This is a genomic window from Sphingomonas sp. LC-1 (assembly GCF_025371035.1).
GTDB lineage: Bacteria > Pseudomonadota > Alphaproteobacteria > Sphingomonadales > Sphingomonadaceae > Sphingomonas > Sphingomonas sanguinis_E.
The window spans coordinates 480387-506057 of sequence record NZ_JANZXB010000001.1; the positions used below are offsets into that span (position 1 = coordinate 480387).

Below are 25671 nucleotides of genomic sequence, written 5' to 3' on the forward strand. Positions count from 1 at the left end.
CAGATTGGGTTCGGGGAATAGATCAGAGCATCAGCCAGCGGCGCAGGGCCTGATCGACCTGCTCCATCCGGGTGGGCGAGGCATGGCCGAGCAGTTTGACGATATGATTGCGCGGGATGGACAGGATCTTGTCGACCTGCACTTCGCACTCGACGGTCAGGCCGGTATGCTCGCGCGGGGAAAAGGCGACGCGGAACAGCGCCTCGCCCCCCACGACCGAGGTCATCGGACAGACGGTGATCGTGTTGTGGGTTTCGTTGTAAAGGTCGGACTGAACGACCAGAAACGGGCGGTGATCGCCCCCTTCTCCCGTCGTCGCGAGCACGATGGCGGCGTGCGAAATCTTCACGCCTCCACCTCCTGCGCCAGCGCGTTCCAGAAGGCGAAATCCTCCGGCGTGTCGCGCTTCGACGCGCGGGTCGACTGGCGACGGGCCTCGCGGCGATACGCCTCGTCATGCAGGTCGACATAGCGCCGCACCGCTTCGCGCGCGATGTCGCTCTTGCTGCGGCCCTGCGTCCGCGCCACGGCCGCCAGCCGTTCTTCCAATTCGGTGTCGAGACGGACGCCGAGCATCGCCACTCCTTCGTTTAACACGTTCAACGTAGCAAGTCCGACAAGTCGGATCAAGCGCCCTTGACGGCACAAAGTGCTCGGGATCATTCTGATGCGGGGCAGATTGGGGGGAAGATCGGGATGAACGGATTTCGCTGGGTGCTGGCCGCCATGCTGGCCGTGACGCCCGCCGCGTCCCCGGTCTTCGCCAAATCCGCACCCCAGGTCGGCGAAATGGCACCCGATTTCGACCTGACGCTGATCGACGGCAGCCATGTCCGGCTGGCGGATCTGCGCGGACAGGTGGTGGTGCTGAACTTCTGGGCGACATGGTGTGGGCCGTGTCGGGCGGAACTGCCGCTGCTCGACCAATATTATCGCATCCAGGCGCCGCATGGCCTGAAGGTTTTTGCGATCGCGACCGAGGATTCGCTGCCGCTTTACAAGCTGAAGCCGTTGTTCGCCGCGATGAGGATGCCATCGGCGCGGCGGATCAAGGGGCCCTATGCCACGCTGGGCGCGGTGCCGACCAATTACATCATCGATTGCAGCGGGCGGGTCCGTTACGCCAAGGCCGCCGCGTTCGGACTGAGCGACCTCAACCAGTTGCTGGTGCCGCTTCTAAAAGAAACCCCGTCGCCGGCGGCGACGGGGTCGTAGCCCTTTAATCTTCCTCCCCTGCAAGGGGAGAGGACCAGCGAAGCTGGTGGAGGGGTGTCCCCGTTTACCGGGAAAGTCCACCCTCGCCGATGGTGACACCCCTCCGTCAGGCGTTCGGCCTGCTACCTCCCCTTGCAGGGGAGAATTGCAGTTACGCGATCAGCGCGGCGACGCCCGGCAGGTCCTGACCTTCCATCCATTCGAGGAACGCGCCGCCCGCGGTCGAGACGAAGCTGAACTGCGCCCCCACGCCCGCCTGATTGAGCGCGGCGACGGTGTCGCCACCGCCCGCGACCGAGACGAGGCTGCCGTCCTGGGTCAGCGCCGCCGCCGTCTTGGCGAGCGCGACGGTCGCCATGTCGAAGGGCGGCGTCTCGAACGCGCCGAGCGGGCCGTTCCAGACGAGCGTGCGGCAATTCTTGAGCACATCGCCCAGCGCCTCGACCGCATTGGGGCCGAGGTCGAGGATCATCTCGTCGGCGGCGACCTCGTGCACGTTGACGGTGCGCGTCGCGGGGTTCGGCTTGAACTCCTTGGCGACCACCACGTCATAAGGCAGGTGGACGGTGCAGCCCGCCTTGTCGGCGGCGTCGAGGATCTCCTCGGCGGTGCCGGTCAGGTCATGCTCGCACAGCGACTTGCCCACATCGACCCCGCGCGCGGCGAGGAAGGTGTTGGCCATGCCGCCGCCGATGATGAGGTGGTCGACCTTGCCGACCAGATGCTTGAGCACGGCGAGCTTGGTCGAGACCTTGGCCCCGCCGACCACCGCCGCGACCGGATGCTGCGGATTGCCCAGCGCCTTTTCCAGTGCGTCGAGTTCGGCCTCCATCGCGCGTCCCGCGAACGCCGGAAGCTGACGCGCCAGACCCTCGGTCGAGACGTGGGCGCGGTGCGCCGCCGAAAAGGCGTCGTTGACGTAGAAGTCGCCCAGCCTGGCGATCCGCGCCGCCAGTTCGGGGTCGTTCTTTTCCTCACCGGCATGGAAGCGGGTGTTTTCCAGGATCGCGATATCGCCGGGGTTCAGCGTCGCGACCGCCGCTTCCGCCGCCTCGCCCACCACATCGTCGATGAAGCGAACCGGACGACCCAGCACGTCGCTATAGGGCTGGGTCAGCATCGCCAACGAATAGTCGGGGTTACGCTGCCCCTTGGGGCGGCCGAAATGGGCGAGAACCAGGACGATCGCGCCCTTATCGGCCAGTTCGGTCACGGTCGCGATCGTCGCGCGCAGGCGGGTGTCGTCGGTGACTCGGCCATCGGCCATCGGGACGTTCAGATCCTCGCGGACCAGCACGCGCTTGCCCTGGACATCGCCCATATCGTCGAGCGTCTTGAAGGCCTTGGTCATGATTCCTCGATCCTGATGTTATCGCCGATGCGGATCGTGCCGCCCTCGATCACGCGGGTGCATACGCCACCGCGCCAGTCGGGCTTGAGGGCCGTCTGCAATCCGTCGGCGATCGCGTCCATGCGGTGGCACGGATCGCATTCCATGGTGATTTCCAGAAGGACGGGCCCGATACGCAACCGGGTGCCCGGAATTTGGGGAAGGTCGAAATCCTCGACCAACAGGTTCGCGCGGCGCTCCTGCCACGGCAGATCGCGATCGATGGCGGCGAGCGCGGCGTCCCAGTCGATGCGCTCCATCAACGTCACCTGCCGCCGCCCGCGCCCGCCGGGCTTCACCCGGCCGCGACAATCGCCTTCGATGCCGCCCGACAGGGTGACGATGGCGGTGTCGATCACCTCCATCGGCCCCTTCGGCACGGCATGGCGGGCGATGCCGGCCAGACGCCCGGTCATCGCCCGCCCGTCGGTCATTAGAGGAACTTCGCCATCGCGGTCGCGGTGTCGACCATGCGGTTCGAGAAGCCCCATTCATTGTCGTACCACGACACAACGCGCACCAGCTTGCCGTCGATCACCGCCGTCTCCAGGCTGTCGACGGTCGAGGACTGCGGCGAGTGCATCAGGTCGATCGACACCAGCGGCTCGTCCGAGAAGACCAGCACGCCCTTGAGCGGACCGTCTTCCGACGCCGCCTTCAGAATCGCGTTGACCTCTTCCTTCGTCGTGTCGCGCGCCGGGGTGAAGGTCAGGTCGACCAGGCTGACGTCGGGCACCGGCACGCGGATGGCCGAGCCGTCCAGCTTGCCCTTCAGTTCCGGCAGAACCTCACCCACCGCGCGGGCCGCGCCCGTGGTGGTCGGGATCATCGACATGGCGGCGGCGCGGGCGCGACGCAGATCGGGGTGGATCTGGTCGAGGATCTTCTGGTCGTTGGTATAGGCGTGGACCGTCGTCATCAGGCCACGCTCGATCCCGATCGCATCGTTCAGCACCTTGGCGACCGGCGCCAGGCAGTTGGTGGTGCACGAAGCGTTCGAGACGATGGTGTGGTCGGCGGTCAGCTTGTCATGGTTGACGCCGTAGACGACGGTCAGGTCGACATTCTTGCCGGGGGCCGAGATCAGCACCTTCTTCGCGCCCGCCGCGATATGCTTCTCGCACGACGCCTTGTCGGTGAAGAAGCCGGTGCACTCCAGGACCAGGTCGACGCCCAGTTCCTTGTGCGGCAGGTTCACCGGATCGCGCTCGGCGGTGACGCGGATGCGCTTGCCGTCGATCACGATGTCGTTGCCGTCGGCCGACACTTCACCCGGATAGCGGCCATGGACGCTGTCGCGGCTGAAAAGCCAGGCGTTGGACTTGGCGTCGGCGAGATCGTTGATCGCGACGAGTTCCAGGGCGTCGCTACCACGCTCCAGGATGGCGCGCGCGACCAGTCGACCGATGCGGCCGAAACCATTGATTGCAACCTTGACCGTCATGCCAGCAAGCTCCTGTCTCATACGGGCACTGCCTGGACGGCACCGCCCCCGGTTGGATGGTGAAAACGGGCACATCCCGCGATTCCATCGTTCACGCCACGCCTTTCGGAGCCGATGGGTTCGCTGTCAACCGCCCGGCGACCTCCGATCGTCCAATTGCGGGTTGCCGCGTCAAGCCATCCTGCTAAGCCGCTCTTATGCCCGAACCCATTGCCGACGATGTCCTCTCCTCCGTCGAGCGGATCGACCGCGCGATCGCCCGCATCGAACAGGCGATCCGTACGCGCGCGGCCAAGGAGGATGCCCTTGCCCGCCGCCACGCCGCCCTCAAGGCGCGCATGGCCGACGCCGTGTCCGCACTCGACGACGTGATCAGCCGGGGGAGCGCCGCCTGATGGCCGAAGTCACGATCATGATCGGCGACCGTCCCCACACCGTCTATTGCCAGGACGGCGGCGAGGCGCGTGTCCATATGCTGGGCCAGATGCTCGACCAGCGCTGGCCGGCGGCACTGCGCGCGTCGGGGGGCCATAATGGCGAGCGCGCGCTGCTGTTCGTCGCGCTGATGCTGGCCGACGCGCTGGAAGAGGCGGAGCGCCGCCCCCCCGCCGGCGCCGCCGTCAGCGAGGCCGCCCTCGCCCGCATTGCCGAACGGTTGGAAGGGCTGGCCGATGCGCTGGATCCCGAAGGACGCGGGGACGCCCTTGAGTAACGCGTCGCCAGCGACTACATGGGTCGGCGGCGGGCTCTGCCCGGTACGAGCCACGATAATCCCTGAGGCTATTCTTCATCCAAGGGGGCTGTCCCTGCCCGGATCCTGGTCCGACGTACATGGTCCCCACCTGACGTATTGGGCGTCAGTGGATATTACGGCAAACGGCCATGGCGGTCCCGCCACCCGCCCCTTTTCGACATGACCGACAAACGCGCCCTCCGCGCCCGGATGCGGGCGATACGCGATGCGCACGGCCCCGGCCTGCTGCCGGTGGCGCGGCCATTTCTGGACCGCATTCTCCCCCATCAGATCGTCGCGGCCTATCGCCCCCTGGGGGCGGAGGCGGACCCGGCGCTGTGGGTCGAGGCGGCGCTGCATGCCGGAGCGACGATCGCTCTTCCACATGTGACCGACCGGGACAGCCCGATCCGCTTCCTGCGATGGGCGGACGGGGAGGATTTGAGCGTCGGCGCCTTCGGCCTTCACCAGCCCTCCCCTGATGCCCCGGAATGCGCCCCCGACATCATCCTGACGCCGCTGGTCGGGTTCGATCGGCGTGGCAACCGGCTAGGCCAGGGCGCCGGCCATTATGATCGCGCCTTCGCCGCCCATCCGGGTGCCTGGAGGGTCGGCATCGCGTGGAGCGTGCAGGAGGTCGATGCGCTGACGCCCGATCCCTGGGACGTGCCGCTGCACGCCATCGCGACAGAGTCGGAATGGATCGTCCCATGACCCCCAGTTGGCGTAAACCCGCCGGAATGCTGCTGATCGTCGCGATCATCATCGTCTGGGCGATGCTGGTCGCCAGCCTGTCGGCGGTGGTCGGCCAGTGGCATTGGGTGCTGCAACTGGCCTTTTATATCGTCGCCGGGATCGTCTGGATCACGCCGATGAAGCCGCTGCTGCGTTGGATGGAGGGGGGCCGAGGTTAGCTTTTCCCTGGGCCTTCGAGTGCGCTCGGGCTGAACGGCTGCTTTGGCATGGCTGGTCCCAGACTCCGCTCAGCCTGAGCGAAGTCGAAGGCCATGCCCCATCGCTGGCCAAAAGGCCACGAGCCATCGCCAAATATGCAGGCTGAAAACAAAAACGCCATCCCGAAGGATGGCGCGAGTGACGGGGCTCGAACCCGCGACCTCCGGCGTGACAGGCCGGCGCTCTAACCAACTGAGCTACACCCGCTTGAAAGCCATATGACGCTAACCAGATTAGCATCGGCCCTTTCGGGGATTTCGACATTTTCAGCCATTCCGGTGAGGGAATGGCGCGAGTGACGGGGCTCGAACCCGCGACCTCCGGCGTGACAGGCCGGCGCTCTAACCAACTGAGCTACACCCGCTGAAAGCGTCGAGGCGCGCCAACTAGGCGAGCCTCCCGAACCTGTCAACGCCTCATTTTCAACTTTCTTGCGGAACGTCTTCCGGGTCGCTGTCGCGGTCGAGATAGGTCAGCGTGCCGTGCTCGAACAGGAAGCCCGCAATATCGGGCTTGCCCGCCGCCTTGAGCACGGTCTGCAGGATGATCAGCAGCGGCACGGCCAGCAATGCCCCTGCCGTTCCCCACACCCATCCCCAGAAGCTGAGCGAGACCAGGATCAGGATCGGGCTGATGGTCAGGCGATGCCCGACGACCAGCGGGGTGATCAGATTCGCCTCGACCAGATGCATGCCATACATGATCGCGGGCGGCGCCAGCGCGACCCAGATGTCGCTGAACGTCATCAGCCCCCCGACCGCCAGCAACAGCGCACCGATTACCGGTCCGAAATAGGGGATGTAGTTGAGCAGCGCGACGATACCGCCCCACATCAGGGGATAGGGCATGCCGAACAGCGACAAGGCGCCCGCCACCGCGCCGCCCAGTGCGAGGTTGATAATGGTGATGGTGCCCAGATAGGCCGACACATCGTCCACCACGTCCTGAATCACCCGCGCGGTTGCCATCGCGCCGTCGAAGCTGGTCCGCCCGCGAATCGTCTCGCGCCGCATCCGCGTCCAGCCTGACAGGACGAAGAAGACGACGAGGACGCCGAACAGGAACTGGACGATCAGCGTCGGGGCCGAGGTCGCGGCAAGCTCTAGGATCGAACTGGGCGGCGATACCGCGCTGGTCTGGGGCTGGCGGATCGGGGTCGAGGCGACCTGCCGCAGCGCCTTGTTCACATAGCGCTCGAGATTGGAATAGAGGTCGAGCAGCGGCGCCAGATTGTCCTGGATGCGCCCGATCCGGCTGGGCAGCAGGCGGAAGAAGTCGGTCGCGGGCACGATGATCGCCGCAAGCGCGATATTGGCGACGATCAGGAACAGCAGGACGCACATCAGCGCGGCCAGCGGCGACGGCACCCGCCGCCGCTCCAGCCATTCGAGAATGGGGACGAGCGCGATCGCGATGACCAGTGCGGTGGTCAGCGGCAGGAAGAATTCCGCCCCTTCCTTCAACGCGAAGGGCAGTGCCAGCGTGAACCCCGCCCCCGCGGTCAAGGTCAGCCCGGCAAGCAGGCGATCACGACGCATCGCGATCCGCATCGCCTCGCGCGAGCCCATGCCTGCGGGGGTTCCCAGGATCGAATCGCCGGCGATCGGGCCCTTGGCGGTCGCGTCATCGTGAACGTCACTCATGACGTCACGTTAGCGGCTTTCCCCTTCCAGAAAAGCCGCTAACGCCCAAGCGAGATGACGTTTGTGTCATGTGGGGCATCATGGCCGATGCGCAGGGGCTTACCAGGCGCGGGGGATCCCGCCGGTCCGCTCCGCCACCGCATTTTCGATGGACTGAAGCTGTGTGCGGGTCAGCACGCCCGCCTCCATCAAATGACGCATCAGTTCCTCGGTCAACGCCGCCAAAAAGTGCAGCTCCGCGCGCTCCGACGCCCCATCTTCGTTCAATGCGTCCATCACCAACTCCCGGATCCGATCGTCGGGGACTGTGTAACCGCGCGCCCGCGACCGTCAAAGTATCTTTTCGGCAAGAGGCATGAGCGGTTGACGTTTACGTCAAGGATAACCATCACCGCCGGATGGATCATCGAACGCCCCCCTCCCCCGAAAGGCTCGCCCAGGGCCTGGTCGCGCTTCTGGATGTCGAGGAGATCGATACCGACCTGTACCGCGGCGCTCGCCGCCCCGGTGGCGAAGGGCGGGTGTTCGGGGGGCAGGTGATCGCGCAGGCGCTTCAGGCGGCGCAGCGTTCGACGGATGCCCCGCGCACCGCCCATTCGCTCCATGCCTATTTCATGCGGCCGGGCGACGAGCGCTATCCGATCATCTACCGCGTGGAGCGCGATTTCGAGGGGCGCAGCTTTGCGACGCGGCGCGTGATCGCGATGCAGAAGGGCAAGCCGATCCTCAACATGGCCTGTTCCTTCCAGACGCCGGAGGACGGGCTGCATCATCAGGACGCGATGCCCGATGTGCCCGCGCCCGACACCTTGACGCCCGAAGCGGCGTTGCTTGATGAACTCGGGGACCGGATACCCGCCCCGCTTCGCGCCTTTCTGTCGCGTCCTCGCCCGATCGAACTCCGCCCCGTCGACCCGCGCCAATTGCTCCAGCCCGAGCCGCGAGCCCCCCGTCAGTCGATCTGGTTCCGGGTGGTCGCCCCGATCAGCGACGATCCGACACTGCACCGGGCGATCCTGGCCTATGCCAGCGACTTCGCGCTGCTGGGCACCTCGACCCTGCCGCACGGCGTCCACTGGCTGATCGACGACATGCAGACGGCCAGCCTCGATCACGCGCTGTGGCTGCACGAACCGTTCCGTGCGGACGAATGGCTGCTCTACACGACCGACAGCCCTTGGGCGGGGCATGCGCGTGGGTTCAACCGCGGACGCATCTTTGCGGCCGACGGCCGATTGGTCGCCAGCGTCGCGCAGGAAGGATTGATCCGCCTCCGCTCGCCCAAGACCGGCGATTAACCGCGCAGCAACTTGCATGCCGTCCGGTCGACGGCGCTCATCCCCTCCTCCGGGGCAAAGGAAGAAATGGGGTTTGTCGACCTTCGTAACGACGGTGACGCGATCCAAGGCGCAATCGACTCCAGTCCGGCCATACCCCGAATTGGATTGCGCAGGGGCAATGGGCCGCACCGGATCCGAATGTCGCAAAAGGGCGATGACCGGGGGCGCTTTTCGCTTTAAGCTCTGCCGGTCCCTCGCCGATGGAGCATGCGACGGACGGGTATCGAGAGGGTGGCGGGAATGACGGCGACGTCCGTCGACGAAGGGCAGAGCACCGAGCGCTATAAGCAAAAGCGGGACGCCATTCTGGCGGCGGCGGCGCAGGCGATCAACGAGCAGTCGGCCAAGGGCATGACCTTTGCCGATGTCGCGCAGCGTGTGGGGCTGAACACCACCAGCGTCACCTATTATTTCCGCCGCAAGGACGAGCTGGCGGCGGCGGCGTTCGAACATACGCTGGACCGACTGCTCGACATGCTGGGGCAAGCCGCCAAGGCCCCGACGCCGCAGGCCCGCGTCGCACGCTATCTGGCGATCAACATGGAACGGCTCGCCCGGATCGAACGCGGCGAGGAAGCGCCTTTTGCCGTGCTGTCCGACCTGCGCGCCATGGAGGAGCCGATCCGCGGCCGGTTGATGGCGGGCTGGCAAAAGGTGTTCCGCGCGACCCGGAGCCTATGGGGCCCCGCGGCCAGCCGCGCGCAGACCGACCTGTACGGCGCGCGCGCCCATGTCCTGTTGGAAAACACCTTCTGGCTGCCGATTTGGCTGGTCCGGTACGAACTGGACCAGTTCCCGCGTGTCGAGGAACGGCTGCTCGACGTGTTGACCCATGGCATCGCGGCCCAGGGATCGACCTGGTCTCCCGCCATGCTCGACCTGGACGAGCGGATGGCCCAGCGGACCGAGCCGGGGCGCGAGGCGTTTCTACTGGCGGCGACCCGGCTGATCAACCAGCTCGGCTATCGCGGGGCGAGCGTGCAGCGGATCGCCAGCGAACTGAACGTCACCAAGGGCAGCTTCTACCACCATCTCGACGCGAAGGACGATCTGGTCGCGGCCTGTTACCGACGCAGCTTCGACACGATCACCGCCGCGCAGCAGCTTGCCGATGCGGCGGGGGGCAGTCACTGGCACCGGCTGTCCAGCGCCATCGCGACGCTGCTCGACGTGCAGTTCGCCGAGCGGGGGCCGCTGCTGCGCACCACCGCGCTCGCCAGCCTGCCGGGCGATGTACGCGCCGCGATGGTCGAACGCTCCAACCGGATCGCCCGGCGCTATGCGGGCACGATCATGGACGGCGTGGCGGAAGGATCGATGCGCGCGGTCGATGCCCTGATCGCGGCGCAGGCGTTGATGGCGATCCAGAACGCCGCGTTCGACATGCGCAAATGGGCGGGCACGATGGAGCGGCCCCATGCCATCGCGCTGTACGCCTCGACCATCCTCTATGGCATGTTCGACGACCGCTTCCTGACCTGACCGGGTGTAAAGCCCGCACAATTTGCGACAATTGGACCGCACCGCCGACATGATCGGGCGACAGCGATCCGCGAAAAGGGGCATCGACCGGAAGGGCGTTTCCCCTTCCCTTCGCAAAGGACATGCCACCATGCGAAAGACCCTGATCGGCCTTTCCCTCGCCACGTTGCTGACCGCCACAGCCGCCCAGGCGCAGACGGATGCGCCCCCACCCCCGCCGCGCGGCCATATGGGCGGCATGATGGGACTGCGCCCCGATGCATCGGGCAACATCACCCGCGCCGCCGCCATCGCCGCCGCCGACCAGCGCTTTGCCGCGATGGATGCCAATCACGACGGCACCGTCACTCCGGACGAGATGCGGGCCTATCGCGATCAGCGTCGCGCCGAGTGGCAGCAGCGCCGCCCCGATGGCGACCGTCCCGACCGGGCGGGCCGTCCTGAGCGCCCCGCGCCCCAGCCGATCACGGCCGAGGCCTTCCGCGCCCGCGCCGTCGCAATGTTCGACCGTCTCGACACCAATCATGACGGCCGTATCGACGCGGCCGAACGCGCCGCCGCCCCCCGGTTCGGAGGCCGCCGCCATCATGGCGACATGGCCCCCGGCGCTCAGCCTGCCTCGCAGGACGACTGAGCCGACAGGCGGGGCGACCGGCCCTCCCACCGGCCGCCCCGCTTGCGAGGCTCGCCTGCCATGCTAGACCCTTCCCCCATGTCCGACACGCCGCACCTGCTGCTCGTCGATGACGAGCGTTCGATCCGCGAGCCGCTCGCCGTCTATCTGACCAAACAGGGGTTCCGCGTGACCCAGGCGGGAGATGCCGCCTCGGCCCGTACCCGGCTGGCCGCCTATGCGATCGACCTCGTCATCCTCGACATCATGATGCCGGGAGAGGACGGCCTGTCGCTGTGCCGCCATATCGCGGCGACCAGCGAGGTGCCCGTCATCCTCCTGACCGCGCGGGCCGAGGAGACCGATCGCATCGTCGGGCTGGAAATGGGCGCGGACGATTATGTCGTGAAGCCCTTTTCGCCGCGCGAACTGGCGACCCGGGCCAAGGTCGTGCTGCGTCGGACCCAGGCCGGCGGCGCGCGGCTCCATGCGCCCGATAGCGGTTCCTATGCCTTTGCAGGCTGGGTGCTGAAATCGGGCGAGCGGTCGCTGGTCGATCGGGAAGGCGTATCGGTGATGCTGTCGACCGGCGAATATAACCTCCTCCTCGCGCTGGTCAGCCGCCCGCGCCAGGTCCTGACCCGCGACCAGTTGCTCGACCTGACCCAGGGGCGCGAGGCCGCCGCCTTCGACCGGGCGATCGACAATCAGGTCAGCCGTCTGCGCCGCAAGATCGAGGCGGACCCCAAATCGCCCGAGATCATCAAGACGGTCTGGGGCGGCGGCTATACGCTCGCCGCGGAGGTCACCCGGCTGTGAGGCCGAGCAAGTCCATGAGACCGACCCCGTGACGCTGCGTTTCTGGCCGCGTCGGCTGGCCGCGCAGATGGCACTGCTGCTCGCCATCGCCTTGTTCGTGGCGCAGGCGATCAGCTTCACGCTGCTGCTGCGCGAGCGGCGCAGCCTGTTGCTCGAACAGACATCCGGGCCCGCCATCGCCCGGCTGAACGACGCGATCGAGCGTGCGGCGAGTGGCAAGGCCTTGTCCCCCGATCGTGGCCGCGTGCGGGCGTCACTCAACAATCCGATCCACCCCCGGTTGCCGCGCGTGCCCGAGGTGGAGACGCTGATCCGCGAGGGGCTGTCCGAATCCGGGCATCCGGTCGTCCGTGTCGTCACCGGCGTCCGCCCTTTCAAGCCGGAGGATTTCGACTGGCCACGCCGCAAGTTCGACCGGCGGCGTATACCGGCCGAGGAGCTGTTGATCGCCGTCCAGCGAAAGGACGGTAGCTGGCTGGTGACGCGATCCTTCTGGCCGCGCGATGGTCTTTACCTGGTCTGGCGACTGATCGCGCAGACGCTGATCCTCTACGGCGTCATCCTATTGCCGGTGTTGTGGATCGGACGGCGCATCTCCCGCCCGTTGCGCGACCTGACCCGTGCGGCGGAGCGCTTCGACCCGCGCGAACCGGGCGAACCCATCCCCGAACAGGGGCCGCTCGACGTGTCGGGCCTGATCGCCGCGTTCAACGCGCTGCGCCTGCGGATCGGCGCGATGCTGGAGGAAAAGGACCGGATGCTGGGCGCGATCGGCCATGACCTGCGCACGCCGCTCGCCGCGCTGCGCGTCCGCATCGAATCGGTCGAGGACGAGCAGGACCGGCTGCGCATGGCGGACACCATCGCCGAGATGAACAAGACGCTGGAGGACATCCTGTCGCTCGCCCGCGTCGGGCGGCCCAGCGAGGCGGAGACCGATGTCGACCTGAACGCGCTGGTCGATGCGGTGGTCGCGGACTTTCACGATCTGGGACAGGATGTGACTTTCGAGGAGGGCGGGCGTCTGCGGCTGAAGCTGCGTCCGTCGCTGATGCGGCGGGCGGTGCGCAACCTGATCGAGAATGCCGTCAAATATGGCCATGCCGCCGATGTCCGCATCGATGCCCAAGCCGATCATATCGCGATCATCGTCGCCGATCAGGGCCCCGGCATTTCGCCCGATCAGTTGGAGACGGTGTTCGATCCCTTCATCCGCCTGGAAAACTCGCGCAATCGCGATACAGGCGGGATCGGGCTGGGTCTGGCGCTCGCCCGTTCGATCGTGCGAGAGGCGGGAGGCGACGTTCGCCTCGCCAACCGGGCCGAGGGTGGTCTGGCTGCGACGATCACCCTCCCCCGTTGATCAGGCCCCCGCTGATCAGGCGTCTCGCGCCACCCGCAGCATGGCAAGCGCCGCCAGCCCCATCACCGCCGCCGCAATCGCCATCGCCCAAACCAGATTGTCGGGGAAGAAACGGCCGACGACCGCACCCATGATCGATGACACGATCAGTTGCGGCAGGACGATAAAGATATTGAACAAACCCATGTAAATACCGAGCTTTTCGGCCGGCAGCGCCGCCGACAGCATGGCATAGGGCATGGTCAGGATCGAGGCCCAGGCGATGCCGACCAGCACCATCGAACCGATCAGCAGCCAAGCATCGTCGATGAACAGGAACGAGGCGAACCCCGCCGCGCCGCATAGCAGCCCCAGAACATGGGTATTGCGTCGCCCGACAGCCCGAGCCAGCGGCGGCAAGGCGAAGGCCCAGAGCGTCGCTACCCCGCTATAGACCGCGAAGAGCACGCCCACCCAGTTCGCACCCTCGTTGAACGCCGCGCTGCTCGGGTCGCTGGTATGGAACACCCGCGCCGCGACGATCGGCGTGGTGTAGATCCACATGATGAACAGCGCCGACCAGGTGAAGAACTGGACCAGCGCCAGTCGCTTCATCGTCGCGGGCATGGCGGCGAGATCGGCGAGAATCTGGCTGAGCGCATTGCCGCCCCGCCCACCCCGGACGAGTGCCGCGCTGACGATTTGCGCCAGCCCGAATGCGATCAGACCGCCGCCGAGCAGATAGACCGGCTTGTCCAGCCCGAACGCGCTTACTGCCACGCTGATCGCCACGCCCGCGAGGATCCATAAAGGCGCAGCACCGATCCGGTCCGAGGGGACGGCATCGCTCCGCGTCGCCTGCCCTTCGTCGCGATCGGCAAAGGCGGCGATCTGCTCGGGCGAATATTCGCGCGTGGTCAGCACCGTCCACAGCACCGCTAGGAACAGCGCCGCCGCGCCGATATAGAAACCATAGCGAACAGAAGGCGGCACCTCCCCCGGTGCCGCGACATTGGCGACATGGAAGACATCGGTCAGCACCATCGGCGCCAGCGACCCCAGCACCGCGCCTGCGCCGATGAACCCGGTCTGGAAGGCATAGCCCGCCGTCCGCTGGCGGCTGGGTAGCATATCGCCGACAAAGGCGCGGAACGGCTCCATCGAGACGTTGAGCGAAGCGTCGAGCAGCCATAGCAGCATCGCCGCCGCGACCAGCCCGCCCGCATTGGGCATGCCCAGCAGCGCCAGCGTCGCCAGCACCGCGCCCGCCAGAAAATAGGGCCGCCGCCGCCCGAAACGTCCCCAAGTCCGGTCGCTATAATGGCCGATCACCGGCTGGACGAGCAGCCCGGTCAGCGGCGCGGCGATCCACAGGAACGCCAGGTCCTTCTCCGCCGTCCCCAGCGACTGGAAGATGCGGCTGACATTGGCGTTCTGCAGCGCGAAGCCGATCTGTATCCCGAAAAAGCCGAAGGAGGTGTTCCACAGCCCCCGAAAGCCCTGACGCGGCTTTTCCATAACCCCTCCTCGTCGTTCTGATTATTATTGTCGTCGTTACGGCCGCACGCTCGATCCGCGTACGACCAGCGTGGCGGGCAACAGCATCGCGGTGCGCGGTTTGCCCGCAATTTCCGCGAGTAGCGCGCGGACCAGCAACCGCCCGGCGGCCGCGGCGTCCTGCACCACCGTGGTCAGCGGCGGATGCGCGAAGCTGGCCGCCGGAATATCGTCGAAGCCCACCACCGAGACATCGCCCGGCACGCGCAATCCCGCCTCCGCCAGCACCCGCATCGCCGCCAGCGCGATCAGGTCGCTGGCCGCCATGATCCCGTCGAACGCGTGGCCCCGCGCCAGCAATTGCCGCGCGGCCCGCTCGCCCTCTTCCTCGCTGGAGATTGCGCCGACCTGCAAACCGGGATCGCAGACCAGATCGGCCTCGGCCAGCGCATCGCGATAGCCGCGATAGCGGTCATGAAATTCGGGATAATGATCGGTCGCATCGCCCAGAAACGCGATCCGCTTGCGACCTTGCGCCACCAGATGCCGCGTCGCCGCCAGCGCGCCCGCATGATTGTCGCAGCCAATGGTCAGCCCCGGCTGCCCCGGCGCGACCGAGCCCCAGCGCACGAAATGGGTGCCCCGCGCGACCAATTGCTCAAGCAGCTCGCGATAATCGGCATAGTCGCCATAGCCGAGCAGGATCAGCCCGTCGGCGCGGTGGCTGTCCTCATATTCGGCCTGCCAGTCGCTCTCGCCATTCTGGAACGAGACGAGCAGGTCGTAACCGACCTCTGCACAGCTCTCCATGATCGAGCCCAACATGCCGAGGAAAAAGGGATTGATCAGCGTCTGCCCCGGCGAAGGATCGCGGAACAGCAGCAGCGCCAGCGTCCGCGTCTGCCCGCTGCGCAGATTGGAGGCGGCACGATCGACCGTATAGTTCAGCGTCTTGGCGATCGCCTCGATCCGGGCACGCGTGGCGGCGCTGACCGAGGGGCTGCCGCGCAGCGCACGGCTGACCGTCGGCTGCGAAACGCCCGCCAGTTGCGCGATATCGAACGATGTGGGCTTTCGCTGGCCGACCAAGATCAGGGCATCCTCCTCGCCCCCCGCATACCGGCTTTGTCCATCCGGGTTAAGCGCGAGCCCTGTCGTAATAATGCAACAGGCCGATATGGCCGCATTGAATACGTATGCGGCTTTGTTGGCTTTCTCCGTCATCGATTTCACAGGAGGGGCAACAACCATACCCGTTCGTCGAACAGAGACGGGGTTTCCTGGAGGGGATTTCATGACGGTTCGCCTTGTGGCGCCGGCCGATGCCGCGCGCTCTTTCCTGAAGCTCGGCGTCAGCACGTTGGCCATGGTCATCGCCGCACCCGCATTCGCGCAGGCCTCGACCACGCTGCCCGACGCGGCCGCCAGCACCACCGCCGCCAATCCCAATGACGGGGCCGCCGCCGATCCGCAGGCGCAGGATGGTGCGGGCTCGGGCGACATCGTCGTCACCGGCTTTCGCGCCGCGCTGGAAAACGCCGTCGCCGAGAAGAAGAACCGCGACCTCGTCGTCGAGTCCGTCTCGGCGGAAGATATCGGCAAGCTGCCCGACGCCTCGATCGCGGAGTCGATCGCCCGCCTGCCCGGCGTCACGTCGCAGCGGGTCAATGGCCGCTCCAACGCCATCTCGATCCGCGGCTTCGCGCCCGATTTCTCGACCACCCTGCTCAACGGCCGCGAGCAGACCTCGACCGGCGACAATCGCGCGGTCGAATATGACCAGTACCCCGCCGAAGTCGTCAACCAGGTCCTGATCTACAAGACCGCCAATGCCGGGCTGATCGGCCAGGGCCTGTCCGGCACGGTCGACCTGAAGACCATCCGCCCGCTCGACTATGGCAAGCGCGTCTTCTCGGTCGGCGCGCGCGGCACCTACGCCGATATCGGCAAGCTCAATGCCGGGTCGAAGGACTTCGGCTATCGCGCCTCGGCCACCTATGTCGACCAGTTCGCCGACGACACGATCGGCGTGGCGCTGTCCGCCAGCTATCTGAACGAGCCGTACCAGATTCAGGAAGGCAATGCCTGGGGCTATGCGCCGGTCACGGTGAACGGCGCCTCGGCCAATGTCATCGGCGGCTCCAAATCCTATGTCACCTCGACCACGCTGAAGCGCCTGGGCCTTTCGGGCACGCTCCAGTGGAAAATGAGCGACACCTTCACCAGCACGCTCGACGGCTTTTATTCCGACTTCAACGACGATCAGATCAAGCGCGGCATCGAACTGCCGCTGGCCTGGGGCAGCGGCACGACGCTGACCAATCCGACCGTCAGCAACGGCCTCGTCACCTCGGGCACGTTCAACAATGTCGAGGGCGTGGTCCGCAACGACTCGTTCCAGCGTACCGCCAAGCTCTATTCCTTCGGCTATAACGGCAAGTATAAGGGCGATGACGGCTGGAGCGCGTTCATCGACCTCAGCTATTCGCGCACCGATCGCGACGAGGTGACGCTGGAAACCTATAGCGGCACCGGATACGGCCAGGGCAATGGCGCGACCGATACGATCGGCTTCACCACCGGACGCAACGGCACGGTGTTCAAGCCGACGCTGAACTATTCCGACCCCAATCTGATCCAGCTGACCGATCCGCTGGGTTGGGGCGGCACGACGCGGCAGGCGGGCTATTTCAACGACCGCAAGATCACCGATGAGATCAAGCAATACCGGGTCGAGATCGAACGCGAGGTCGAAACGCCGATCATCCACGCCATCCGCTTCGGCCTGAACTATACCGACCACAGCAAATCGCTGGCGCCCAACGAATCCTTCGTCACGCTGCCGAACGGGGCGACCATCGCGCCGCTGCCCCAGCAATATCGCCAGACGCCGACCGACCTGACCTATCTGGGTCTGGGACCGATGCTCAGCTATGATCCGCGTGCGCTGTTGGCGGGCGGGGTCTACACGCTGACCCCCAATACCAGCGCGGATGTGCCCGCCAAGGCGTACACCACGACCGAGCATCTGATGACCGCCTATCTCCAGACCGACCTGCGCGCGCAGATCGGCGCAGCGGAGCTGACCGGCAATATCGGCGTGCAGGCGGTCGGGACCGAGCAGAAGTCGCGCGGCCTGATCTATAACGGCTCGGGCTATACCAACATTGTCCAGGGCGACGATTACTGGGACATCCTGCCCAGCGCCAACCTGTCGCTCCGTTTGCCCAGCGACTGGGTGTTCCGCGTTGCCGCCGCGCGCCAGATGATGCGGCCGCGCTTCGACGATATGCGCGTCGCCCTGTCCTATGGCTTCGACGCGGCGCAGGGGATCATCTCGGGCAATGGCGGCAATCCCTATCTCCGCCCGATCCGTTCCAACTCGTTCGACGTGACGGTCGAGAAGTATTTCGGCACGCGCGGCTATCTGGCGGCACAGGGCTTCTACAAGGATCTCAAGAGCTTCGTTTACAATCTTGAGCAGCCCTACAACTATGCCGGCCTCCCCCTGCCCGCCGCCGTGCCCGTCGGTACGCCGACGCAAGGGCGCATCACCCGGCCGATCAACGGCACGGGCGGCACCATCTATGGCGTCGAACTGGCGGGCACCTTGCCGCTGGGTCAGGTGGCCAGCTTCCTCGACGGCTTCGGCCTGACGGGCGGCGGCTCCTATACCAAGACGGAGATCGTGCCGACCCCGGGCGGCGAGCCCGAGGACATTCCCGGCTATTCGCGCTGGGTAGCGAACGGCACCGCCTTTTTCGAGAAATGGGGCCTGAATATCCGTGGGTCGGTCCGCTACCGCTCGACCTTCGTGGGTGAGTTGTCGGGCTTCGGCGCCAACCGCGTCCGCCGCCGCGCCATCGACGAGACGATCGTCGACGGGCAGATCGGCTATGACTTCCAGGAGGGGACGTTCAAGGGCCTGTCGCTGTTCCTGCAGGGCCAGAACCTGACCGACACGCCGTTCGTCACCACCAATGGCGGACAGCGCGATCAGGTGATCGACTATCAGAGCTATGGTCGCCGGTTCCTGGCCGGGTTTACCTATCGCTTCTGATGCCCCGAACCCCGCGCCGGCACTGCCCGGCGCGGGACGCCCGAATGTGAGACGCCCCATGGACGCCGCCCCTTCCGCAGACCGTATCGCCCGCCGGGTCGTGATCGTCGGCGGCGGCACCGCCGGATGGATGGCTGCGGCGGCGCTGGCGCGGTTCGTGCCCGCCTCCACCCGCATCACCCTGATCGAATCCGACGCGATCGGCACGGTCGGCGTGGGCGAGGCGACGATCCCCGGCATCCGCCTGTTCAATCAGATGCTGGGTCTGGACGAAGCCGCCTTCCTTCGCGAAACGAACGGCAGCTTCAAGCTGGGCATAAGGTTCGAAGGCTGGTCGGGCGAGGGCAGCGGCTATCTCCATGCCTTTGGCAGCATCGGGCGCGGGCTGGGGCTGGTGCCTTTCCATCATTACTGGCTGCGGGGCGGCGGGGCGGCGAACCCCGCCTCGCTCTGGGGTCACATGCCAAGCGCGCAAGCCGCAATGGCGGGCCGCTTCGCCCCCGATCCCGGCCGCCCCGAACTGCCGAGCGGCCTGGCCTGGGCCTATCATTTCGACGCCAGCCTCTATGCCGCGCTGCTCCGCCGTCATGCGGAGGCGGCGGGGGTGGTGCGGATCGAAGGCAGGATCGGGTCGGTTGCACGCGATACGGGCGGACGGATCGACCATGTCGTTCTGGAGGGCGGCCGGCGGGAGGCGGGCGACCTGTTCGTCGACTGCACCGGCTTTCGCGCGCTGCTGATCGGCGAGACGCTGGCCGAGCCGTTCGACGACTGGTCCGAACTGCTGCCCTGCGACCGCGCGATGGCGGTGGCGGGGGAACGCGCCTCCCCCCTGCCCCCCTATACCCGTGCCATCGCGCATGGCGCGGGGTGGCGCTGGCGCATTCCGCTTCAGCATCGGACCGGCAACGGGCTGGTCTATGACAGCCGCCACCTGTCGGACGACGAAGCCGCAGCCCAGTTGCTCTCCGCGCTTGGCGGCGAGGCGACGGGAGAGCCGCGCCTGCTTCACTTTACGACCGGACGGCGGCGGCGCGCCTGGGTGGGCAATTGCGTCGCGCTCGGGCTGGCGGCGGGATTTCTGGAGCCGCTGGAGTCGACCAGCATCCATCTCGTCCAATCGGGGATCGCGCGGCTGCTGGAATTCTGGCCGGGGGCGACGCTCCAGTCCATCGAGATCGACGCCTATAATCGTCTGACCGAGGCCGAATGGCTGGGGATCCGCGACATGCTGATCCTCCATTACCATGCCAATGCCCGCTCCGAGCCCTTCTGGACCGAGCGGCGGGCGGTGCCCCTCCCGGACGGCCTGGCCGCGCGGATCGCCTTATTCCGAACCAGTGGCCGCGTGCTTCGCGATGCCGAAGAGCTGTTTGCCGAACCCGCCTGGGTCCAGTTGCTGGTTGGTCAGGGCATTTTGCCCGCCAGCCATCACGCGCTGGCCGATGCGCTGTCCACCGATGAGCTGGACGACTTCCTGACCCTCACCCGGCGTCATGCCGCGCAGGTGGCTGCTAGGCTCCCCGCGCACAACGCCTTCCTCGCCGCCCATTGCGCCGCCCCCGTCCCAAAGGTCTGCCCATGAAAAAGCTGCTGCTCGCCTTGCTCGCCACCGCCACGCCCTTGGCGGCACAGGATTATCGCCAGCGTCTGCCACAGGACGAAGTGATCTATTTCGTCCTGCCGGACCGGTTCGAGAATGGCGACACCGCCAATGATCGCGGCGGGCTGAGGGGCGGGCCGCTGACCACCGGTTTCGATCCGACGCACAAGGGCTTCTACCATGGCGGCGACCTGAAAGGGCTGACCCGGCGGTTCGACTATATTCAGGGGCTGGGCGCGACCGCGATCTGGCTCGGGCCGATCTTCAAGAACAAGGCCGTGCAGGGCGCAAAGGGGCGGGAAAGCGCCGGCTATCACGGCTACTGGATCACCGACTTCACCACGGTCGATCCGCACCTGGGAAGCGAAGCCGATCTGCACGCCTTTGTCGATGCCGCGCATGCGCGGGGGATGAAGGTCTATATGGATATCATCGTCAACCACACGGCCGACGTGATCCAGTATCGCGAATGTGCGGAAGGCTCGCCCTGCCCCTATCGCGACCGCGCGACCTGGCCCTATCAGCGGCGGGGCGGGGTGAAGGGGGCGGCGATCAATTCCGGCTTTGTCGGTGACGATGTGCAGACGACGGCGAACTTTGCGAAGCTGACCGACCCGACCTACGCCTATACCCCGTATATCCCGGCGGGCGAGAAGAACGCCAAGACGCCCGCCTGGCTGAACGATCCGATCTATTACCACAATCGCGGGAACACGACCTTCGAGGACGAAAGCTCCACGACCGGCGATTTCTCAGGACTGGACGATCTCTACACCGAGAATCCGCGCGTCATCGCTGGCATGATCGACGTTTACGGCAGCTGGATCGACCGGTTCGGCATCGACGGCTACCGCATCGACACCGCCAAGCATGTGAACCCCGAATTCTGGCGCAGCTTCGTCCCCGCCATGCTGGCGCGTGCCAAGGCCAAAGGGATTCCGAACTTCCACATCTTCGGTGAGGTCACGGCGGGGATGGACCCCGGCTATCTCGCGCGCTGGACCAAGATCGCCGATTATCCGGCGGTCCTCGACTTCGCCTTCATGAATGCGGTGATCCAGACGGTCGCGGAGAACAAGCCGACTCGCACGCTCGCCAGCCTGTTCGAGGGCGACGTCCTCTATGCCAAGGGCGAGGCGACGGCGGACATATTGCCGACCTTCCTCGGCAATCACGATCATGGCCGCTTCGCGCGCGACGTCCGGCAGGCGAACCCCGATGCCTCGGACGAGGAAGTGCTGAAGCGGGTCGAACTAGGCCATGCGATGTTGCTGACCCTGCGCGGGGTGCCGACCATCTATTCGGGCGACGAACAGGGTTTCGCGGGCGACGGCAACGACCAGGACGCGCGCGAGGACATGTTCGCCAGCAAGGTCGCCAGCTATAACGATAATCCGCTGGTCGGCACGATGAAGACGACCGCGACCGACAGCTTCGTCCCCTCCCACCCGCTCTATCGGGAGATCGCGACGCTTGCCCGGCTGCGCGTCGCCAACCCCGCCCTCACGCGCGGGCGGCAGGTGGTCCGCGCGCGCGGCGATGCGCCGGGGCTGTTCGCCGTCTCGCGCTTCGACCCCGATACGGGCCGCGAATTTGTGATCGCCTTCAACACCTCGACCAAGCCCATCGCACAGGCCGTGCAGGTCGAAACGGCATCGCAACGTTTCACTGCCATGGCTGGCCCCTGCGCCCCCAAGGCCGCCGCGCCCGGCAGCCTGATGTTGGAATTGCCCGCCTTCGGCTATGCCGTATGCGCGGCGGAGAGCCGTTGATGACCGAGACTGCCCGCATCGCTCCGCGCCCCTGGTGGAAGGGCGCGGTGATCTATCAGATCTACCCCCGCAGCTTTGCCGACAGCAATGGCGACGGCATCGGCGACCTGCCCGGCATCACCGCGCGGCTGGACCATGTCGCCAGCCTGGGCGTCGATGCGATCTGGCTGTCGCCCTTCTTCACCTCGCCGATGAAGGATTTCGGCTATGACGTGGCGGATTATCGCGACGTCGATCCGATCTTCGGCACGCTTCGCGATTTCGACGCGCTGGTTACCCGCGCGCACGAACTGGAGCTGAAGGTCGTCATCGACCAGGTGTACAGCCACACCTCGGACGAGCATCCTTGGTTCACCGAAAGCCGGTCCAGCCGCACCAATGCGCGCGCCAACTGGTATGTCTGGGCCGATCCGAAGCCCGACGGCTCGCCGCCGTCCAACTGGCAGTCGGTGTTCGGCGGCCCCGCCTGGACCTGGGACGCGCGGCGCGGCCAATATTATCTGCACAATTTCCTGAAGGAGCAGCCACAGCTTCACGTCCACCATCCGGACGTGCAGGCCGAATTGCTGGCAACCGCGCGTTTCTGGCTTGACCGGGGCGTGGACGGCTTCCGGCTGGATGCGATCAACTTCATGATGCACGAGCCGACCCTGCGGGATAACCCGCCCGCACCCGACACGGGCAAGACGCGGACCCGGCCGTTCGACTTCCAGCTAAAGCTCTACAACCAGAGCCATGCCGATATCGTGCCCTTCCTGGAGCGGATCCGCGCCACGCTGGACGGCTATGGCGACCGCTTTACCGTGGCCGAGGTCGGCGGTGACGAGGCCGAACTCGAGATGAAGCTGTTCACCGCCGGAGATCACCGGCTGAACACCGCCTATGGCTTCGACTTCCTCTATGCCGACCGGCTGACCCCGCGCATCGTCGCCGAGGCGGTCGCGAAATGGCCGGCCGAGCCCGGGGTGGGCTGGCCGAGCTGGGCGTTCGAGAACCATGACGCGCCGCGCGCCGTGTCGCGCTGGACCACGCCGGAGCATCGCGACGCGTTCGCGCGGATGAAGATGCTGTTGCTCCTGTCCCTGCGCGGCAACGCCTTTGTCTATCAGGGCGAGGAGCTGGGGCTGACTCAGGTGGATGTCCCCTTCGAGCGGCTGGTCGACCCGGAAGCCATCGCCAACTGGCCGCTGACCCTGTCGCGCGATGGCGTGCGCACGCCGATGCCGTGGAGCAGCAATGCGATCAACGGCGGCTTCTCGGATGCCGAACCATGGTTGCCGGTCGGGCCGGATCACGCCGCGCTGGCGGTCAACCGACAGGATGGCGATCCGGACTCGCTGCTGAACCTGACGCGCCGTCTGGTCCGGCTGCGGGCCAAGACGCCTGCGCTGGCGGTCGGTGATTTGACGCTGTTGCACGCCGACGACCAGCTACTTGCCTTCGAGCGGCGCGAAGGGGCGCAACGCCTGCTTTGCCTGTTCAACCTGGGCGACACGCCCATGGCCCTGCCCCCGTCCCTGCCACGGGGCGGGCGGGTGCTGGTCCAGATCAATAACGCCACCGACGAACGCCTGGGTGCGTTCGGGGCGGCGATCCGGGAGATGACTGCATGAAGACGACCATTGCCTTGGGGCTCGGCCTGATCGCCGGAGCGGCGCAGGCCCAGAATGGCCCCGCCGATCCGGCGGTCAACGAGACGTTCAAATTCGCCAAGCCCGCCGGACAGCCCGATGCCGTCGAAACCTCGCCGAACGGCCAGATCACGGTGCAGGTCTCGACCGACAATGACGGCCGCGCAGTCTATATGATCGCGCGGAACGGCAAGGCGATCGTCGCGCCCTCGCGACTGGGCATGATGTTCACCGACGCGCCCAAGATCGAGCGGGGGCTGAAGATCGAGGCCGTCACCCATGCCAAGTCCGACACCAGCTGGACCCAGCCCTGGGGCGAGTGGCGCACCATCCGTGACAATCACCGCGAGATGCGCGTCCGCCTGATGGAATCGAGCGCGCTCCATCGCCGCTATGACGTGGTGTTCCGGGTGCAGGATGACGGCGTCGGCTTCCGCTACGAATTTCCCGAGCAGCAGGCTTTGCCCAAGGCGAACATCGCCGAGGAGCTGACCGAGTTCAACATCGCGCAAACCGGTACCGCCTGGTGGAAGCCCGCCTTCCTGTGGAACCGCGAGGAATATCTCTACAACCGCACGGCCATCGGCGCGGTCGGCACGGCGGCGACGCCGATCACCATGAAGCTGGACGACGGCACCCATATCGCCATCCATGAGGCGGCGCTGGTCGACTATGCCAGCATGGCGCTGATGAAGACCGAGGGGAACGGGTTCAAGGCGGTCCTCACCCCCGGCTCGGGCGCGCCGAAGGTGGTGAAGACGGGGGCGTGGACGACGCCGTGGCGGACCTTCCTGATCGCGCCCGATGCGGGCGGCCTCTATATGAGCCACCTGATGCTCAACCTGAACGAGCCCAACAGGCTGGGCGACGTGTCCTGGGTGAAGCCGGGCAAGTTCGTCGGCGTCTGGTGGAAGATGATTAAGGGCGAATGGAGCTGGGCGCGCGGGCCGCGTCACGGTGCCACGACCGCGAATGTGAAGACCTATATCGACTTCGCATCGAAATACGGCATCCCCGGTGTGCTGGTCGAGGGGTGGAATATCGGCTGGGACGGCGACTGGGCGGGCAATGGCTCGGCGATGCAGTTCGCGATCCCGGCGGAGGACTTCGATGCGGACGCGCTGGCAAAATACGCCAAGTCCAAGGGTGTCTCGCTGATCGGCCATCACGAGACGGGCGGCGCGGTCAGCCATTATGAGAGCCAGTTCGACCCCGCCTTCAAATTCGCCGCCGATCATGGCGAGCATGTCGTCAAGACCGGCTATGTCGCCGATGCCGGGCAGATCGAGCGCATGAACCCGGACGGCTCGGTCAGCCGCGAATGGCATGAGGGCCAGTGGATGGTGAACCACCATCTCCGCGTTCTTCAGGCCGCCGCCAAGTACAAGGTGTCGATCGACAGCCATGAGCCGGTCAAGGACACGGGTCTGCGCCGCACCTATCCCAACTGGCTGGCGCGCGAGGGGTCGCGGGGCATGGAATATAACGCCTGGCCCGGCAAGAACCCGCCCGAGCATGAGGCGAACCTGGCCTTCACCCGGATGCTCGAAGGGCCGATGGACTTCACGCCCGGCGTGCTGAGCCTGACGGGCAGCGACAACAGCCCGATCCAGTCGACCATCGCCAAGCAGCTGGCGCTCTATGTCGTGCTCTACTCGCCGGTGCAGATGGCCGCCGACACGCCGGAGAATTATGCCAAGTATCCGCAGGCGTTCCGCTTCATCGCAGACGTGCCGGTGGACTGGGAGGACAGCCGCGTGCTGAACGGCGAGGTCGGCGATTACGTCACCTTCGCGCGGCGCGATCGTAAGAGCCGCGACTGGTATGTCGGATCGATCACCGACGAGAATGCGCGTGAGCTGACCGTCACGCTCGACTTCCTCGATCCGGGCAAGTCCTATGAGGCAAAGGTCTATAAGGACGGCCCCGGCGCGACCTATGCAACCGATGCGCGGCACTCGATCGCGTTCGAGACCAAGCGGGTGAAGAAGGGCGACACGCTGACCCTCTCCCTCGCCCCCGGCGGCGGCCAGGCGATCCGGTTGAAGGCGCTTTGACACGGCAAGGCCCCTCCATCATTTGATAGAGGGGCCTCCCTTTCTCAACCGTCGCCCCAGCGCAGGCTGGGGCCTT

General features: G+C 66.3%; 24 protein-coding genes and 2 tRNA genes. 15 read left to right on the plus strand and 11 right to left on the minus strand.

The annotated features are described in order from the left end of the window. Positions 1-22: 22 nt before the first annotated feature. Together NZL82_RS02285 and NZL82_RS02290 are read right to left on the minus strand one after the other, a co-directional pair. Positions 23-349, minus strand: coding sequence for a type II toxin-antitoxin system PemK/MazF family toxin (locus NZL82_RS02285; RefSeq protein WP_261268150.1), 327 nt, complete (start codon positions 347-349; stop codon positions 23-25). Beyond that, complete coding sequence (locus tag NZL82_RS02290) at positions 346-576, minus strand: ribbon-helix-helix domain-containing protein (RefSeq protein WP_261268151.1); 231 nt, start codon at positions 574-576, stop codon at positions 346-348. The genes NZL82_RS02285 and NZL82_RS02290 overlap by 4 nt, the downstream gene beginning before the upstream one ends. Positions 577-696: 120 nt before the next feature. On the opposite strand from NZL82_RS02290, the gene NZL82_RS02295 reads away from it, so the two are divergent. Next, positions 697-1215, plus strand: a complete 519-nt coding sequence (locus NZL82_RS02295) for a TlpA family protein disulfide reductase (RefSeq protein WP_405051333.1) — start codon at positions 697-699, stop codon at positions 1213-1215. Between the two features lie 151 nt (positions 1216-1366). On the opposite strand, the gene NZL82_RS02300 is transcribed toward NZL82_RS02295, so the two are convergent. From NZL82_RS02300 to gap, 3 genes are read right to left on the minus strand one after another with little or no spacing between them, the layout of a single operon-like run. Next, positions 1367-2566 (minus strand): phosphoglycerate kinase, encoded by a 1200-nt coding sequence (locus NZL82_RS02300; protein ID WP_261268152.1) that lies wholly within the window; start codon positions 2564-2566, stop codon positions 1367-1369. Beyond that, on the minus strand, positions 2563-3039 hold the full coding sequence (locus NZL82_RS02305; protein WP_261268153.1) for an MOSC domain-containing protein: 477 nt from the start codon (positions 3037-3039) through the stop codon (positions 2563-2565). The genes NZL82_RS02300 and NZL82_RS02305 overlap by 4 nt, the downstream gene beginning before the upstream one ends. Continuing rightward, positions 3039-4049 carry a type I glyceraldehyde-3-phosphate dehydrogenase gene (gap, locus tag NZL82_RS02310; RefSeq protein ID WP_261268154.1) on the minus strand — a complete coding sequence of 337 codons (1011 nt, stop codon included), beginning with the start codon at positions 4047-4049 and terminating at the stop codon, positions 3039-3041. Before gap ends, NZL82_RS02305 begins: the two co-directional genes overlap by 1 nt. Before the next feature lie 197 nt (positions 4050-4246). Between gap and NZL82_RS02315 the strand changes: the two genes are divergently transcribed. From NZL82_RS02315 to NZL82_RS02330, 4 genes are all read left to right on the plus strand, one after another. After that, complete coding sequence (locus NZL82_RS02315) at positions 4247-4444, plus strand: hypothetical protein (protein ID WP_261268155.1); 198 nt, start codon at positions 4247-4249, stop codon at positions 4442-4444. Then, complete coding sequence (locus tag NZL82_RS02320) at positions 4444-4761, plus strand: cell division protein ZapA (RefSeq protein WP_261268156.1); 318 nt, start codon at positions 4444-4446, stop codon at positions 4759-4761. The genes NZL82_RS02315 and NZL82_RS02320 overlap by 1 nt, the downstream gene beginning before the upstream one ends. Before the next feature lie 201 nt (positions 4762-4962). Further along, the gene (locus NZL82_RS02325) at positions 4963-5496 is read left to right on the plus strand and encodes a 5-formyltetrahydrofolate cyclo-ligase (protein ID WP_261268157.1); all 534 of its coding nucleotides are present in this window, start codon (positions 4963-4965) and stop codon (positions 5494-5496) included. Then, entirely contained in the window at positions 5493-5696 is a 204-nt protein-coding gene (locus tag NZL82_RS02330; protein WP_261268158.1) for a DUF2842 domain-containing protein, read from the plus strand. The genes NZL82_RS02325 and NZL82_RS02330 overlap by 4 nt, the downstream gene beginning before the upstream one ends. 170 nt (positions 5697-5866) lie before the next feature. Here NZL82_RS02330 and NZL82_RS02335 read toward each other — a convergent pair. The 4 genes from NZL82_RS02335 to NZL82_RS02350 all read right to left on the minus strand — a co-directional run bounded on the left by NZL82_RS02335 (position 5867) and on the right by NZL82_RS02350 (position 7655). Beyond that, positions 5867-5943 (minus strand) — tRNA-Asp (locus NZL82_RS02335). A gap of 80 nt (positions 5944-6023) precedes the next feature. Then, positions 6024-6100, minus strand: a tRNA-Asp gene (locus NZL82_RS02340). Between the two features lie 58 nt (positions 6101-6158). Continuing rightward, positions 6159-7379: an AI-2E family transporter gene (locus tag NZL82_RS02345; RefSeq protein ID WP_405051334.1), complete on the minus strand. Its 1221-nt coding sequence runs from the start codon at positions 7377-7379 to the stop codon at positions 6159-6161. A 99-nt stretch (positions 7380-7478) separates the two neighbouring features. Next, a complete protein-coding gene (locus NZL82_RS02350; protein WP_261268159.1) occupies positions 7479-7655 on the minus strand; it encodes a hypothetical protein in 177 nt (58 codons plus the stop codon). A 122-nt stretch (positions 7656-7777) separates the two neighbouring features. Here NZL82_RS02350 and NZL82_RS02355 point away from each other — a divergent pair, with 122 nt between their 5' ends. The 5 genes from NZL82_RS02355 to NZL82_RS02375 all read left to right on the plus strand — a co-directional run bounded on the left by NZL82_RS02355 (position 7778) and on the right by NZL82_RS02375 (position 12996). Continuing rightward, positions 7778-8677: an acyl-CoA thioesterase II gene (locus tag NZL82_RS02355; protein ID WP_261268160.1), complete on the plus strand. Its 900-nt coding sequence runs from the start codon at positions 7778-7780 to the stop codon at positions 8675-8677. 282 nt (positions 8678-8959) lie between these two features. Next, entirely contained in the window at positions 8960-10201 is a 1242-nt protein-coding gene (locus tag NZL82_RS02360) for a TetR/AcrR family transcriptional regulator (protein WP_261268161.1), read from the plus strand. A 130-nt stretch (positions 10202-10331) separates the two neighbouring features. After that, positions 10332-10835 (plus strand): EF-hand domain-containing protein, encoded by a 504-nt coding sequence (locus NZL82_RS02365; RefSeq protein ID WP_261268162.1) that lies wholly within the window; start codon positions 10332-10334, stop codon positions 10833-10835. Positions 10836-10913: 78 nt separating this feature from the next. After that, positions 10914-11633 (plus strand): response regulator, encoded by a 720-nt coding sequence (locus NZL82_RS02370; protein WP_261268163.1) that lies wholly within the window; start codon positions 10914-10916, stop codon positions 11631-11633. Between the two features lie 67 nt (positions 11634-11700). After that, the gene (locus tag NZL82_RS02375; protein WP_261268237.1) at positions 11701-12996 is read left to right on the plus strand and encodes a HAMP domain-containing sensor histidine kinase; all 1296 of its coding nucleotides are present in this window, start codon (positions 11701-11703) and stop codon (positions 12994-12996) included. Positions 12997-13011: 15 nt separating this feature from the next. Here the strand turns inward: NZL82_RS02375 and NZL82_RS02380 are convergent, their stop codons facing one another. Further along, positions 13012-14493 carry an MFS transporter gene (locus tag NZL82_RS02380; protein WP_261268164.1) on the minus strand — a complete coding sequence of 494 codons (1482 nt, stop codon included), beginning with the start codon at positions 14491-14493 and terminating at the stop codon, positions 13012-13014. Between the two features lie 36 nt (positions 14494-14529). Further along, positions 14530-15561 carry a LacI family DNA-binding transcriptional regulator gene (locus NZL82_RS02385; protein WP_261268165.1) on the minus strand — a complete coding sequence of 344 codons (1032 nt, stop codon included), beginning with the start codon at positions 15559-15561 and terminating at the stop codon, positions 14530-14532. Positions 15562-15766: 205 nt separating this feature from the next. On the opposite strand from NZL82_RS02385, the gene NZL82_RS02390 reads away from it, so the two are divergent. Genes NZL82_RS02390 through NZL82_RS02410 form a run of 5 tightly spaced genes read left to right on the plus strand, consistent with a single transcriptional unit; the run spans position 15767 to position 25595 of the window. Beyond that, on the plus strand, positions 15767-18532 hold the full coding sequence (locus NZL82_RS02390; protein WP_261268166.1) for a TonB-dependent receptor: 2766 nt from the start codon (positions 15767-15769) through the stop codon (positions 18530-18532). A gap of 58 nt (positions 18533-18590) precedes the next feature. Continuing rightward, positions 18591-20117 (plus strand): tryptophan halogenase family protein, encoded by a 1527-nt coding sequence (locus NZL82_RS02395; protein WP_261268167.1) that lies wholly within the window; start codon positions 18591-18593, stop codon positions 20115-20117. Beyond that, the gene (locus NZL82_RS02400) at positions 20114-21907 is read left to right on the plus strand and encodes an alpha-amylase family glycosyl hydrolase (protein WP_261268168.1); all 1794 of its coding nucleotides are present in this window, start codon (positions 20114-20116) and stop codon (positions 21905-21907) included. The genes NZL82_RS02395 and NZL82_RS02400 overlap by 4 nt, the downstream gene beginning before the upstream one ends. After that, a complete protein-coding gene (locus NZL82_RS02405) occupies positions 21907-23520 on the plus strand; it encodes an alpha-amylase family glycosyl hydrolase (RefSeq protein WP_261268169.1) in 1614 nt (537 codons plus the stop codon). The genes NZL82_RS02400 and NZL82_RS02405 overlap by 1 nt, the downstream gene beginning before the upstream one ends. Continuing rightward, positions 23517-25595, plus strand: a complete 2079-nt coding sequence (locus tag NZL82_RS02410) for a glycoside hydrolase family 97 protein (RefSeq protein WP_261268170.1) — start codon at positions 23517-23519, stop codon at positions 25593-25595. The genes NZL82_RS02405 and NZL82_RS02410 overlap by 4 nt, the downstream gene beginning before the upstream one ends. Positions 25596-25671: the final 76 nt, after the last annotated feature.

Excerpts from the sequence above, each read along its gene's own strand:
- NZL82_RS02290 (WP_261268151.1), bottom strand. The coding sequence starts at position 576 with ATGCTCGGCGTCCGTCTCGACACCGAATTGGAAGAACGGCTGGCGGCC.
- NZL82_RS02295 (WP_405051333.1), top strand. The coding sequence starts at position 697 with ATGAACGGATTTCGCTGGGTGCTGGCCGCCATGCTGGCCGTGACGCCC.
- NZL82_RS02300 (WP_261268152.1), bottom strand. The coding sequence starts at position 2,566 with ATGACCAAGGCCTTCAAGACGCTCGACGATATGGGCGATGTCCAGGGC.
- NZL82_RS02305 (WP_261268153.1), bottom strand. The coding sequence starts at position 3,039 with ATGACCGACGGGCGGGCGATGACCGGGCGTCTGGCCGGCATCGCCCGC.
- gap (WP_261268154.1), bottom strand. The coding sequence starts at position 4,049 with ATGACGGTCAAGGTTGCAATCAATGGTTTCGGCCGCATCGGTCGACTG.
- NZL82_RS02315 (WP_261268155.1), top strand. The coding sequence starts at position 4,247 with ATGCCCGAACCCATTGCCGACGATGTCCTCTCCTCCGTCGAGCGGATC.
- NZL82_RS02320 (WP_261268156.1), top strand. The coding sequence starts at position 4,444 with ATGGCCGAAGTCACGATCATGATCGGCGACCGTCCCCACACCGTCTAT.
- NZL82_RS02325 (WP_261268157.1), top strand. The coding sequence starts at position 4,963 with ATGACCGACAAACGCGCCCTCCGCGCCCGGATGCGGGCGATACGCGAT.
- NZL82_RS02330 (WP_261268158.1), top strand. The coding sequence starts at position 5,493 with ATGACCCCCAGTTGGCGTAAACCCGCCGGAATGCTGCTGATCGTCGCG.
- NZL82_RS02345 (WP_405051334.1), bottom strand. The coding sequence starts at position 7,379 with ATGAGTGACGTTCACGATGACGCGACCGCCAAGGGCCCGATCGCCGGC.
- NZL82_RS02350 (WP_261268159.1), bottom strand. The coding sequence starts at position 7,655 with ATGGACGCATTGAACGAAGATGGGGCGTCGGAGCGCGCGGAGCTGCAC.
- NZL82_RS02355 (WP_261268160.1), top strand. The coding sequence starts at position 7,778 with ATGGATCATCGAACGCCCCCCTCCCCCGAAAGGCTCGCCCAGGGCCTG.
- NZL82_RS02360 (WP_261268161.1), top strand. The coding sequence starts at position 8,960 with ATGACGGCGACGTCCGTCGACGAAGGGCAGAGCACCGAGCGCTATAAG.
- NZL82_RS02365 (WP_261268162.1), top strand. The coding sequence starts at position 10,332 with ATGCGAAAGACCCTGATCGGCCTTTCCCTCGCCACGTTGCTGACCGCC.
- NZL82_RS02370 (WP_261268163.1), top strand. The coding sequence starts at position 10,914 with ATGTCCGACACGCCGCACCTGCTGCTCGTCGATGACGAGCGTTCGATC.
- NZL82_RS02375 (WP_261268237.1), top strand. The coding sequence starts at position 11,701 with ATGGCACTGCTGCTCGCCATCGCCTTGTTCGTGGCGCAGGCGATCAGC.
- NZL82_RS02380 (WP_261268164.1), bottom strand. The coding sequence starts at position 14,493 with ATGGAAAAGCCGCGTCAGGGCTTTCGGGGGCTGTGGAACACCTCCTTC.
- NZL82_RS02390 (WP_261268166.1), top strand. The coding sequence starts at position 15,767 with ATGACGGTTCGCCTTGTGGCGCCGGCCGATGCCGCGCGCTCTTTCCTG.
- NZL82_RS02395 (WP_261268167.1), top strand. The coding sequence starts at position 18,591 with ATGGACGCCGCCCCTTCCGCAGACCGTATCGCCCGCCGGGTCGTGATC.
- NZL82_RS02400 (WP_261268168.1), top strand. The coding sequence starts at position 20,114 with ATGAAAAAGCTGCTGCTCGCCTTGCTCGCCACCGCCACGCCCTTGGCG.
- NZL82_RS02405 (WP_261268169.1), top strand. The coding sequence starts at position 21,907 with ATGACCGAGACTGCCCGCATCGCTCCGCGCCCCTGGTGGAAGGGCGCG.
- NZL82_RS02410 (WP_261268170.1), top strand. The coding sequence starts at position 23,517 with ATGAAGACGACCATTGCCTTGGGGCTCGGCCTGATCGCCGGAGCGGCG.